Origin of the sequence: Rathayibacter sp. VKM Ac-2803, assembly GCF_009807175.1 — a bacterium.
Lineage (GTDB): Bacteria > Actinomycetota > Actinomycetes > Actinomycetales > Microbacteriaceae > Rathayibacter.
In genome coordinates this window covers 3276070-3287746 of sequence record NZ_WUCD01000001.1, presented here as the reverse complement: position 1 = coordinate 3287746, position 11677 = coordinate 3276070, and the positions used below count along the sequence as shown (strand labels likewise).

Here is an 11677-nt window from a genome sequence, read left to right as displayed (position 1 = left end):
TCGGGGCGCGGATAACTTCACACACGTCGGGCATCGATGCCCGCTGCGGACGCCCGCGTGCGTCCGTTCTAACAAGAGGAAAAGGTCAACGTGGACAATCTCGGAGTGGTCTTCCTTGCTGAGCTGGTGGGGACGGCGATGCTCGTCCTGCTCGGCTGCGGTGTCGTCGCCAACGTCGCGCTCGTCAAGAACAAGGGCTTCAACGGCGGATTCCTGATGGTCAACATCGGCTGGGGCTTCGCGGTCTTCGCCGGTGTGATCGTCTCCTACAACTCGGGTGCGCATCTGAACCCGGCGGTCACGCTCGGTCTGGTCGCGAGCGGAGCGACGGAGTTCGGATCGGGCGTCCCGGTCAACATCGTCTCGATCCTCATGTACATCCTGGCTCAGATGATCGGAGCCATCCTCGGCGCCGTCTTCTGCTGGCTGGCCTACAAGCAGCACTTCGACGAGGAGCCCGACGCGGCCAACAAGCTCGGCGTCTTCTCGACGGGTCCCGCGATCCGCTCCTACGGCTGGAACTTCGTCACCGAGATCATCGGCACCTTCGTCCTCGTCTTCGTGGTCATCGGCTTCGGCCGGAACGGCGACGCCGGCGGGCTCGCCGCACTCGGCGCTCTGCCCGTCGCCATCCTCGTGATCGCGATCGGCGCCTCCCTCGGTGGCCCGACCGGCTACGCCATCAACCCGGCGCGCGACCTCGGCCCGCGCATCGCGCACGCCCTGCTGCCGATCAAGGGCAAGGGCTCGAGCGACTGGAGCTACGCGTGGGTCCCGGTCGCCGGACCCATCGTCGGTGGTGTGCTGGCGGGCCTCGCGTCCACCGCGCTGCTCCCCATCCTCTGAGCAGACGCACTCCACTTCACCCCCATTACGAAGGAGTAATCACACATGGCTGACTACGTCATCGCTATCGACCAGGGGACCACGTCGTCTCGCGCGATCATCTTCGACAAGAAGGGATCGATCGTCTCGACGGGCCAGAAGGAGCACGAGCAGATCTTCCCCCGTGCGGGCTGGGTCGAGCACGACCCGATCGAGATCTGGAACAACGTCCGCGAGGTCATCGGCCAGGCGCTCTCCCGCGCCGACCTGACCCGCCACGACATCGCCTCCGTCGGCATCACCAATCAGCGCGAGACCGCAGTGGTCTGGGACAAGACCACGGGCGAGCCCGTCTACAACGCCATCGTCTGGCAGGACACCCGCACCCAGTCGATCGTCGACCGCCTCGCGGGCGACGAGGGCGCCGACCGCTTCAAGTCGATCGTCGGCCTGCCGCTGGCGACCTACTTCTCGGGCACCAAGATCGTCTGGATCCTCGAGAACGTCGAGGGCGCCCGCGAGAAGGCGGAGGCCGGCGACCTGCTCTTCGGCACCACCGACACGTGGGTCCTCTGGAACCTCACCGGCGGCACCGACGGCGGCGTCCACAAGACCGACGTCACCAACGCCTCCCGCACGCTCTTCCTCGACCTCGAGACCCTCGAGTGGCGCGACGACATCCTCGAGGCGTTCGGCGTTCCGAAGTCGATGCTGCCCGAGGTGTGCTCCTCGTCCGAGGTCTACGGCCACGTGGAGGCGTCCTCGCTGCTGCGCGAGGTGCCGATCGCCGGCATCCTGGGCGACCAGCAGGCCGCGACGTTCGGCCAGGCGGCGTTCGATCCGGGTGAGGCCAAGAACACCTACGGCACCGGCAACTTCCTGATCTTCAACACCGGCACCGAGATCGTGCACTCCAAGAACGGTCTGCTCACGACCATCGGCTACAAGCTCGGCGACGGCGAGGTGCACTACGCGCTCGAGGGCTCGATCGCGGTCTCCGGCTCGCTGATCCAGTGGCTGCGCGACAACCTGGGCCTCATCGGCTCGGCCCCCGAGGTCGAGGCGCTGGCCGCCACGGTCGAGGACAACGGAGGCGCGTACTTCGTCCCCGCGTTCTCGGGACTCTTCGCGCCGTACTGGCGCTCCGACGCCCGCGGTGCGCTGGTCGGTCTGACCCGCTACGTCAACAAGGGCCACATCGCCCGCGCCGCGCTCGAGGCGACCGCGTTCCAGACCCGCGAGGTCCTCGACGCCGTCAACGCCGACTCCGGAGTGCCCCTGCAGGAGCTCAAGGTCGACGGCGGCATGATCGCCAACAACCTGCTCATGCAGTTCCAGGCCGACATCCTCGGCGTCCCGGTCGTCCGACCGGTCGTCGCCGAGACCACCGCCCTCGGTGCCGCCTACGCCGCGGGGCTCGCGGTCGGCTTCTGGGAGAACCTCGACGACCTGCGCCAGAACTGGCAGGAGGACTCGCGCTGGACCCCGCAGATGGACCAGGACGAGGCCGCGCGCCAGTACCGCCTCTGGAAGAAGGCCGTCACCAAGACGTTCGACTGGGTCGACGACGACGTCGTCTGAGTTCATGTCCACGGCGGTCCTCGCCCGCCGTGGCGCAGTCGGCTTCACGGGGCGGTTGCGTCCCGAGGAGCGTCTCGCGTCCGGCTAGGAGAAATGGCTGACACGCGATCTCTCCGTTCGCCTCGGCCCTGTCTGCTGCTGTCCGGTCATCGACCGGCGGAGCGCCTCGGTTCGACCTTCGGGTCGGGCCGGGGCGCTTCGGCGTTCCGGCGAGGCACGCTCCCGCGAGGCCCGCTCCCGCGAGGCGGAGCCGTCCGGTCCGCCTTCCATGCTGGTCCAGCCCGCAGCCCAGCAGGGGCGTATCGAGCGGCGAAGCCGCGTCGCGTCTCGGTGGTGAGGGAGAAGTCGGCGCTCGTCGCCATGCATGCCGGTCGGGTAGCCCCGGAGGGGCGTATCGAGCGGCGAAGCCGCGCTGCGTCTCTGTGGTGAGGGAAAAGGGGCGCCCGTCGCCCTGCATGCTGGTCGAGTAGCCCCGCAGGGGCGTATCGAGACCCGCCAGCGTCAGCAGATCGGGCTTCTGATCTGGACTTCTGGCGCTGGTGGATCTCGATACGCCCGCTGCGCGGGCTACTCGATCAGCAAGGCAGGGACCACACGCAGGAGGTCACTTTTCCTAGGAGACCCACCGGCGTCAGCAGGTGAGGCGTCTGCCGTCGCCTTCTGATGGACGTGGATCTCGATACGCCCGCTGCGCGGGCTACTCGATCAGCGAGGAGGGGACCACGCGCAAGAAATCACCTCTCTTGAGAGACCCCTCTCCCTCCGAACTCCGTCCGCACGCCCGAGGGCGCCGTCAGCGCTCGAGCAGCGGCGGGAGCTCGTCGAGGGTGCCGATGCGCCGCACGCTGAGGGCCACCGCCTCCGTGGGGAGCTCGCGGCCGTGCTCCGGGCCGCCGGGCCGGTCGAGCCAGACGCCGCGGAGGCCGGCGCGGGCGGCGCCGAGGGCGTCGGTGGTGAGGCGGTCGCCCACGTACAGGGCGTCGGAGGCGGCGACGCCGAAGCGCTCGCAGGCGACCTCGAAGATGCCGGCGTCGGGCTTGGTGACTCCGACCTCGCCCGAGGCGATCAAGTGCTCGATCCACGGCGTCAGACCCAGCTTCTCGACCTTGTTCTGCTGGAAGGAGAGGTCGCCGTTCGTGATGATCCCGATCCGCGCACCGGAGGCGTCGAGGCGGTCGAGCACGCGCAGAGCGTCCTCGTGCAGGGTCCAGTTGGCCGTGTAGTGCTCGAGATACGCCGCGAACCACTCGCTCGCCTGCTCCGGTGAGAGCGCGACTCCCGACTCCGCAGCGAACGCGGTCGCCCGGGCGCGACGCTGGCCCTCGTAGTCGAGCTCACCGGCGAGGTAGCGGTGGTAGTGCTCCTCCTCGAGGAGGTACCAGCGGCGCTGGACGTCGTCCCGGGTCGCGGCGTAGGGCGCACCGAGCGCCGCGACCTGGTCGACGATGCCTTCGCGCACCGCGTGGGCGTGAGCGAAGAGGGTGTCGTCGAGGTCGAAGAGCGCCAGCCGGAGGGTCACGTCAGCGGCCGCGGCGGAGGAATCCGAGGCGCTCGTAGGCGACGGCGAGCGTCTGCTCCGCGCTCTCGGAGGCGCGGTCGGCGGCGCGGGCGAGGACCCGGTCGAGCTCGGCCGGGTCGGCCAGGAGCTCTGCGGTGCGCGCGCGGATCGGGTCGAAGGTCGCGGCGACCACCTCGACCAGCCCCTTCTTGAGGTCGCCGTAGCCGCGGCCCGCGTACTCCTGCTCGAGCGACTCGACGGTGCGGTCGGCCAGCACGGAGTAGACGGTGAGCAGGTTCGAGACGCCGGGCTTCTCGGCGCGGTCGAAGCGCACCTCCGACTCCGTGTCGGTGACGGCCCGCATGATCTTCTTCGCGGTCGCCTTCGGGTCGTCGAGCACGCTGAGCAGGCCGGCGTCCGACTCCGCCGACTTCGACATCTTGGCGGTCGGGTTCTGCAGGTCGTAGATCTTCGCGGTCTCGCGGACGATGTGCGGCTCGGGGATCGTGAAGGTGTCGCCGAATCGGGTGTTGAAGCGGTTGGCCAGGTCGCGCGTGAGCTCGAGGTGCTGACGCTGGTCCTCGCCGACCGGCACCGCAGCCGTCTGGTAGAGCAGGATGTCGGCCGCCATCAGGATCGGGTAGGTGAAGAGGCCGACCGAGGCGGCCTCGGTGCCCTGCTTCGCCGACTTGTCCTTGAACTGGGTCATCCGGCTGGCCTCGCCGAAGCCCGTCAGTGTGTTCAGCACCCAGGCGAGCTCGGCGTGCGCGGGTACGTGTGACTGGATGAAGAGGGTCGAGCGCTCCGGGTCGATGCCCGCCGCGATGTACTGCGCGGCGGTCGCGCGAGTGCGCTCGCGGAGCTGCTCCGGATCCTGCGGAACGGTGATGGCGTGCAGGTCGACGACGCAGAAGTAGGCGTCGAACGCCTCCTGCATCGCGACCCACTGAGTGAGCGCGCCGATGTAGTTGCCGAGGTGCAGCGATCCGGAGGACGGCTGCATGCCGGAGAAGAGGACGGGCTTGGCGGGGGAGGTGCTGGTCATGGAGAGGCCTCGGTCGGTCTTCGGTCGTTCGGGGGAGGGGAGGATCAGAGGTCGTAGTCGACGACGACAGGGGCGTGGTCGGACCATCGCGTGTCCCAGGCGGAGGCCCTGTCGATCTCGTAGGTGCGTGCGAGGGCCGCGAGCTCGGGAGTGGCGAGCTGGTAGTCGATCCGCCATCCGGTGTCGGTGTCGAAGGCCTGCCCGCGCTGCGACCACCAGGTGTACGGCCCGGGGACCTCGCCGGCGAAGCGGCGGCCGAGGTCGACCCAGCCGAGGCCGGCACCGGCGTTGTAGTCCTCGTCGCCCTCGGCGCCGACGAACTCGTCGAAGTAGGCGCGCTCCTCGGGGAGGAAGCCCGCCTTCTTCGTGTTGCCCTTCCAGTTCTTGATGTCGAGCGTGCGGTGGCCGACGTTGAGGTCGCCCATCACGACGGCGAGCGGGTTGTGGGCCTGCAGCTCGGGCAGTCGCGCCCTCATCGCGTCGAGGAACTTGTACTTCTCGACCTGCTTCTCGGTGCCGACGCCGCCCGAGTGCACGTACGTCGAGACGACGGTGATCGTGCGGTCGCCGACCTCGTAGTCGGCCTCGAGCCAGCGGCCCGCGGAGTCGAAGTCGTCTGCCCCGAGGGAGACGCGGTGGATCGCGGCGCGCTTGCGCGAGGCGAGCGCGACTCCGGCGCGGCCCTTCGCGGTCGCCTCGTCGTGCAGGACGGCCCACTCGTCGCCCAGCAGGCCGGTGACGTCGTCGGTGGAGGCGCGGACCTCCTGCAGGGCGAGGATGTCGACGTCGCGCGAGGCGAGCCACTCGCCCATGCCCTTGCGGAAGGCGGCGCGGACGCCGTTGACGTTGACGGAGGCGATGCGGAGCTGTGTCACCGTGTCATTCTATTTGGAGCAGCTGCGCTGCTCTTCCGCGGCGGTCCTCGCCCGCCGCGGCGCGGTCGGCTTCTCGACGCGGTGCGCTCCACAGAGCGGGTTGCGACCGGCTACGAGAATTCGCTGCCACGCGAATTCCCGGTTCGCCTCGACCTTGAGGAGAACGCGCCGCTGGCTGCCGCGGACCGCGGACGGAAAAGCCGGCGGTGCCAGAGCCGCCGCCGCCCTCGGAGAAGGGGAGGCGACAGCGGTGGCACCGCCGGCAGGACCGCTCAGGACGGTCGGTCGGGGAGCGTCAGACCGCTACGGCGCGGGCCGCGGCGGGCTCCGGCACCTCGGCGACGATCGGAGCGCGCTTGATGCTCTTCGCGATGATCACGGCGATCGCCGTGACCACCATGCCGACGAGGATCGCGACCAGGTACAGAATCGGCTGGCCGACCAGACCGGTCACCCAGACGCCGCCGTGCGGGGCGCGGAGGGTCGAGCCGAACAGCGCGACGAGCGCGCCCGTCACGGCCGAGCCGATCATGGCCGAGGGGATCACGCGCAGCGGGTCGACCGCCGCGAACGGGATGGCCCCCTCCGAGATGAAGGACGCGCCGAGCAGGTAAGCCGCCTTGCCGTTCTGGCGCTCCGCATCGGTGAAGAGGCGCTTGCGCAGGGTGGTCGCGAGGGCGAGGCCCAGCGGAGGCGTCATGCCCGCCGCCATCACGATCGCCATCACCTTGAACTGCACCGAGTTCGGGTCGCCGTCGGCCGGGACGGAGGCGAGACCGGTGGTCGCGAAGGCGTAGGCCACCTTGTTGACCGGTCCGCCCATGTCGAACGCCATCATCAGTCCGAGGATGATGCCGAGGATGACGAGGTTGCCGCCCGAGAGTCCCGACAGCCAGGCCGAGAGACCCTCGCTCAGCGCGCGCAGCGGAGCGCCGAGCACCACGAACATCAGGAACCCGGTGATGAAGGTCGCGATCAGGGGGATGATCACGACGGGCATCAGCGATTTGAACGCCGCGGGCAGCTTGATCCGCGAGATGTAGAGCGCCGCATAGCCCGCGATGAAGCCGGAGGCGAGGCCGCCGAGGAAGCCCGCGCCGACGGTGACCGCGACGGCGCCGCCGAGGAAGCCGGGCGCGATACCGGGCCGGTCGGCGATGCCGAAGGCGATGAAGCCCGAGAGCACGGGGACCAGGAACGCGAAGGTCGCGCCTCCGATCAGGAACATCACCCCGGCCCAGTCGGTGATGTTGAAGGCGTCGAAGCCGTTGTCGATGATCTGCTGCGCCGAGAAGTCGACGATCTGGTAGCCGCCGAAGAGGAACGACAGGGCGATCAGCAGACCGCCCGCGGCGACGAACGGGATCATGTACGAGACGCCGGTCATCAGGTTCTGCCGGATGCGCGTGCCGACGCCGACCTTCTTCGGGGCGGCGGCGGGCGCGGGCGCGGCCGTGCGGGCGGGGGCGCCGGCGGCCGGCTTCGCGGAGCGCAGCGCGAGGGCGCGGTCGAGCACCTCGTCGGGCTTGGCGAGCGCCTCGGCGACGCCGACCTGGAGGATCGGCTTGCCGGCGAAGCGGTCCTTGCCGCGCACCTCGAGGTCGGCGGCGAGGATGACGACGTCGGCGGCGGCGATGTCGCCCGCGGTCATCTCCTCGGAGCCCGCGGCCCCCTGCGTCTCGACGTGGATCGGGTAGCCGCGCTTCTTCGCGGCCTGCTCGAGCGCCTCCGCCGCCATGTAGGTGTGAGCGATGCCGGCGATGCAGCTGGTCACGGCGACGAACCGCGGTGCGTCGGAGGAGACGGCCGCGGCGGGCGCGTCCTGCACCTTCGCGACGGCGCGGTCGATGACGTCCGCGGCCTTGGCGAGAGCCTCCGAGGTGCCGACCTCGAGGGTCGGCTTGCCGGCGAAGCGCTCCTTGCCGCGGACCTCGAGGTCGGCGGCGAGGATCACGACGTCGGCGTCGGCGATCGTCCGGTCGGACATGGGGTCGGAGCCTGCTGCGCCCTGGGTCTCGACCTGGATCTCGTAGCCCTTCTTCTTGGCGGCCTGCTCGAGGGCCTCAGCCGCCATGTAGGTGTGCGCGATGCCGGCGATGCAGCTGGTGACGGCGACGATCCTCATGAGACGACGACCTCTCGGGCGATGATGTCCGCGACCTCCTGGCCGCTGGTGGCGGCGCGGAGGGAGCCGGTGAAGGACTCGTGGATCAGCTTGCGGGCGAGCTGGGCGAGGATCTTGAGGTGCGCCTGGTCGGCGCCGTCCGGAGCGGCGATCAGGAAGATCAGGTCGGCGGGCCCGTCGGGGACGCCGAAGTCGACGCCCTGCTTCGCGATGCCGACGGCGACGCTGGGCGAGACGACGTGCGACGAGCGGGCGTGGGGGATCCCGATGCCGCCGGGCATGCCGGTGGCCATCTGGGCCTCGCGGTCGCGGACGTCGGCGAGGAAGCCGTCGAGATCGGTGACGCGGCCGGCGTCTGCGAGCGTCTTCGCGAGCTGCGCGGTGGCCTCGTCCTTCGTGGCGGCGGTGAGGTCGACGATGACCGTCGACGCCTCGGTGAGAGCAGTCATGCGCTCAGTTCTCCAATCGGGAGGTGTGAATCGGGGTTCTCGACGACGGTGACGTCGCCGAGGCGGAGGGAATCGGGTCCCGGGGCTTCGCTGCCCGGGAGCTGGACGGCGGCGGTACCCCAGGCGACGGCGGTCGCGAGGCGCTCCGCCTCCGTGGCGTCGGTCGCCGAGAGATAGCCCGCGAGGGTGCTGTCGCCGGCGCCGACGGTGCTGAGGGGCACGACGGCGGGGGCGCCCGCCCACCACGACGAGTCCGCCGTGACGAGGAGGGCGCCGTGCTCGCCGAGGCTGACGAGCGCTCGCGCGTCCGGAAGCTTCAGCAGCGCACGGGCTCCCGCGACGACGTCTCCGACCGTCGGCAGGGAGCGGCCGAGGAGCTCTTCGAGCTCCTCGAGGTTGGGCTTCACCAGGGTGGCGGTGCCGGCCGCGATGATCGCGGTCAGCGGGGCACCCGAGGTGTCGACGGCGAGAGGGACGCCGAAGTGCAGGGCGAGCCGGCCGAGGGCCGGGTAGAAGTCGTCGCCGAGTCCGGGAGGGACGCTGCCGCACGCGACGAGCCAGCGGGGGGCGCCGACCACGTGGTCGCAGATCAGCTGCGAGAAGGCCTTCGCCTCCTCCGGGGTCACGGCCGGGCCGGGCTCGTTGATCTTGGTGGTGCGGCCGGTGCGGTCGTCGACGACGGTGATGTTGGTGCGGATGGGCTGGGCGATCGGCGTGCTGGCCGACGCCACTCCCGCCGCCTCGAGCATCGTCGAGAGGTCGAGCCCGGTGGAGGCGTCCGCCGGGTAGACCGCCGTGGCCTCGACTCCGTTGCGGGCGAGGGCCCGGGCGACGTTGACGCCCTTGCCCGCGGGATCGCGGCGGACGTCGTGCGCTCGGTTGACCTCGCCGAGCTCGAAGCCGCTGGTCGAGAGGGTGACGTCGATGCTCGGGTTGGCGGTGACGGTGACGATCATGCGCGGACGACCTCAGGGCCGGCGGACTCGATGTCGTCGGCGAGCTCGTCGTCGACGTCCGCATCGGTGATGACCGTGTCGACCGCGGACAGCGGGGCGACGTGCCCGAAGTCCTGGCGGCCGAACTTCGAGTGGTCGGCGAGGACCACGACGCGGCGCGCGGAGGCGATGATCGCGGTCTTGACGACGGCCTCGTCGAGATCGGGGGTGGTGAGTCCGCGCTCCCGGCTGATGCCGTTGGTGCCGATGAAGGCGACGTCCACCGAGACGGAGGCGATCGCCTGGGAGACCCAGGGACCGACTGCGGCCTGCGTCACTCCGCGCAGGTGCCCGCCGAGGAGGTGGAGATCGATGTTGGGCCGGCCGACGAGCGCCATCGCGACGGGGAGGGAGTGGGTGACGACCGTCAGCCGGCGGTCCAGGGGGAGCAGCTCTGCGAGGCGGACCGTGGTGGTCCCGGCGTCGATGGCGATCGATCCGCCATCGGGGACCTCGGCCAGAGCGGCGGTCGCGATGCGGTCCTTCTCGGCGGCGAGGTGGCCCTCGCGGGCGGCGACCTCGGGCTCGATGCCCAGTCGCTCGACGGGGATCGCGCCGCCGTGAGCGCGGCGCAGCAGGCCGCGCTTCTCGAGGCTGGTGAGGTCGCGGCGGATGGTCTCGGGCGTGACCGCAAGGGACTGCGCGAGGTCGCGGACCTCGACCCGCCCGTTCGAGCGCGCACGGTCCAGGATCGCCTGGTGCCGCTCCGGTGCGTACATGTGGACTCCGTCGTCTCGCCGTGATGATGCTCGCGATCCGCGGTGTCGTTGCCGACCTCGAATCTGCGTTTACATCTTTTTAGACCCGTTCGTGTGGGATGTCAACAGAAACGGACATGTCCGACAGGAGTCGAGCATCGGAACGTCGTGCCGGCCCTAGGCGTCGAGCTCGGCCAGCTCCTCGTCGAGACGGGCCAGCTGCTTGTCGATCCTGCGGCGCCGGAGGAGGGACGCGTCCGGCAGGGCCGCCCGCAGGCGCTCGCGCTCGGACTCCGCGAGAGTGCGGCGGGCGTCTCGCAGCTGCTCCTCGCGCTCCTGCTCCCGTTCCTCCGCGGTGAGCTTGCGGGTCGCGATGCCCGCGTCGCTCATGCCGACCGAGATCCAGGAGGCGACGATCAGGACGACCTGGCAGACGAGGTTGAACCAGATCAGCAAACCGATCAGCACGGCGACGGAGGCGAGCAGCGGATTCCGCGAGGCACCGCCGAGCAGCTGCGTCCCGAGGATCTTGAGCGCGCCGAGGGCGACGCCGCCCATCAGCGATCCCACCCAGAGGTTCTTCCACGGGATAGGGATGCCCGAGAGGATCCGGAACGAGCCGGCGAGCGTGGCGGTGTCGAGCGCGAGCATGATGAGCAGACCGACGACGCTGCCCGTAACGCGGCCGAGCGTCGAGTCGCTGCCGATCCCGAGGAAGTCGTAGGCGATGTCGACGAGGGACGTGGAGAACACCGAGAGGGCGGCCGACACGATCAGCACCGCGCCGAAGACGAGAGCGAGCCCCGCGTCCTTCAGCTTGAGCAGGATGAAGAGCGTCGTGGGCCCGGGCAGCGCGAAGAGGATCCGGACCGCCTGACGGAGGCTGCCGAGGAAGTTCAGGGCGGTGACGAGGAGTCCGGCTGCGGCGATCGCACCGGTCCAGCCGAGGATGGACGAGTCGAGCAGGGTGTCGACCGACACCAGCGAGCCCTTCCCCTCCCCGATCAGGCCGGGGACGGAGCGGGTGAGCAGGTCGAGCAGCGACTCACGGATGACCGGGTTGGCGCGGACCCAGAATCCGAAGACCGCGAAGAACACGAAGAGCGAGGCGAAGACGGCGAACAGCGCCTGGAACGCCAGCCCCGAGGCGAACAGCGGCCCGCCGGTCTCGGAGTAGTGCAGGAACACCCGGACCGGCCGTGTTCGCATGACCCGCTCGAACAGCGCCGGGATCCCGCGCGGGGTGTCGGGTGCCGCGTCGGTCATGCCTCCAGGGTAGGGCCGCGGGCAGGCCCACCCGCGCCGTGCGGACCGCTTCCGTCGGCTCGTGGCTCGCGGAACCCCGTCGGCCATCTCCGGCTCGTCGTTCCCCGTTCGGCTCGCTGAATCGCGCGATTCCCGCGGGCCGGACGACTCTCCGCGAGCCTGACTCGACTCCGGATGACCTTCGGCTCGTGAAACGACGTTCGGCTCGCGGAAACGAGCGCATTCGACGAGCCGAACGCGATTCTGCGAGCCGAACGTGGCGCCGGAACGGGCGGTGGCCGACGAGACAGAGCTTCGGCTCGCGGAATCGGCTTCGGCTC

General features: G+C 70.2%; 10 protein-coding genes. 2 read left to right on the top strand and 8 right to left on the bottom strand.

Annotated features, from left to right (window positions below; translation table 11 throughout):
• Positions 1 to 138 precede the first annotated feature (138 nt).
• Positions 139 to 846 carry an MIP/aquaporin family protein gene (locus tag GRS96_RS15310; protein WP_235022013.1) on the top strand — a complete coding sequence of 236 codons (708 nt, stop codon included), beginning with the start codon at positions 139 to 141 and terminating at the stop codon, positions 844 to 846.
• A 45-nt stretch (positions 847 to 891) separates the two neighbouring features.
• Positions 892 to 2406: a glycerol kinase GlpK gene (gene glpK, locus GRS96_RS15305; RefSeq protein ID WP_159856801.1), complete on the top strand. Its 1515-nt coding sequence runs from the start codon at positions 892 to 894 to the stop codon at positions 2404 to 2406.
• 793 nt (positions 2407 to 3199) lie between these two features.
• Here the strand turns inward: glpK and GRS96_RS15300 are convergent.
• From GRS96_RS15300 to GRS96_RS15265, 8 genes are all read right to left on the bottom strand, one after another.
• Positions 3200 to 3925, bottom strand: a complete 726-nt coding sequence (locus GRS96_RS15300; protein WP_159988888.1) for an HAD family hydrolase — start codon at positions 3923 to 3925, stop codon at positions 3200 to 3202.
• Position 3926: 1 nt separating this feature from the next.
• Positions 3927 to 4949, bottom strand: a complete 1023-nt coding sequence (trpS, locus tag GRS96_RS15295; RefSeq protein ID WP_159856797.1) for a tryptophan--tRNA ligase — start codon at positions 4947 to 4949, stop codon at positions 3927 to 3929.
• A gap of 44 nt (positions 4950 to 4993) precedes the next feature.
• A complete protein-coding gene (locus GRS96_RS15290) occupies positions 4994 to 5824 on the bottom strand; it encodes an exodeoxyribonuclease III (RefSeq protein ID WP_159856795.1) in 831 nt (276 codons plus the stop codon).
• A gap of 295 nt (positions 5825 to 6119) precedes the next feature.
• A complete protein-coding gene (locus tag GRS96_RS15285) occupies positions 6120 to 7949 on the bottom strand; it encodes a PTS fructose-like transporter subunit IIB (RefSeq protein ID WP_159856793.1) in 1830 nt (609 codons plus the stop codon).
• A complete protein-coding gene (locus tag GRS96_RS15280) occupies positions 7946 to 8398 on the bottom strand; it encodes a PTS sugar transporter subunit IIA (RefSeq protein ID WP_159988887.1) in 453 nt (150 codons plus the stop codon). Before GRS96_RS15280 ends, GRS96_RS15285 begins: the two co-directional genes overlap by 4 nt.
• On the bottom strand, positions 8395 to 9354 hold the full coding sequence (locus GRS96_RS15275) for a 1-phosphofructokinase family hexose kinase (protein ID WP_159988886.1): 960 nt from the start codon (positions 9352 to 9354) through the stop codon (positions 8395 to 8397). Before GRS96_RS15275 ends, GRS96_RS15280 begins: the two co-directional genes overlap by 4 nt.
• A complete protein-coding gene (locus GRS96_RS15270; RefSeq protein WP_159856787.1) occupies positions 9351 to 10112 on the bottom strand; it encodes a DeoR/GlpR family DNA-binding transcription regulator in 762 nt (253 codons plus the stop codon). Before GRS96_RS15270 ends, GRS96_RS15275 begins: the two co-directional genes overlap by 4 nt.
• Before the next feature lie 156 nt (positions 10113 to 10268).
• Complete coding sequence (locus GRS96_RS15265; RefSeq protein ID WP_159856785.1) at positions 10269 to 11357, bottom strand: YihY/virulence factor BrkB family protein; 1089 nt, start codon at positions 11355 to 11357, stop codon at positions 10269 to 10271.
• Between the last annotated feature and the right edge of the window lie 320 nt (positions 11358 to 11677).

Bases quoted from the DNA above. Each gene is read 5' to 3' on its own strand.
- GRS96_RS15310 (WP_235022013.1), top strand. From the start codon at position 139: ATGCTCGTCCTGCTCGGCTGCGGTGTCGTCGCCAACGTCGCGCTCGTC.
- glpK (WP_159856801.1), top strand. From the start codon at position 892: ATGGCTGACTACGTCATCGCTATCGACCAGGGGACCACGTCGTCTCGC.
- trpS (WP_159856797.1), bottom strand. From the start codon at position 4,949: ATGACCAGCACCTCCCCCGCCAAGCCCGTCCTCTTCTCCGGCATGCAG.
- GRS96_RS15285 (WP_159856793.1), bottom strand. From the start codon at position 7,949: ATGAGGATCGTCGCCGTCACCAGCTGCATCGCCGGCATCGCGCACACC.
- GRS96_RS15280 (WP_159988887.1), bottom strand. From the start codon at position 8,398: ATGACTGCTCTCACCGAGGCGTCGACGGTCATCGTCGACCTCACCGCC.
- GRS96_RS15275 (WP_159988886.1), bottom strand. From the start codon at position 9,354: ATGATCGTCACCGTCACCGCCAACCCGAGCATCGACGTCACCCTCTCG.
- GRS96_RS15270 (WP_159856787.1), bottom strand. From the start codon at position 10,112: ATGTACGCACCGGAGCGGCACCAGGCGATCCTGGACCGTGCGCGCTCG.
- GRS96_RS15265 (WP_159856785.1), bottom strand. From the start codon at position 11,357: ATGACCGACGCGGCACCCGACACCCCGCGCGGGATCCCGGCGCTGTTC.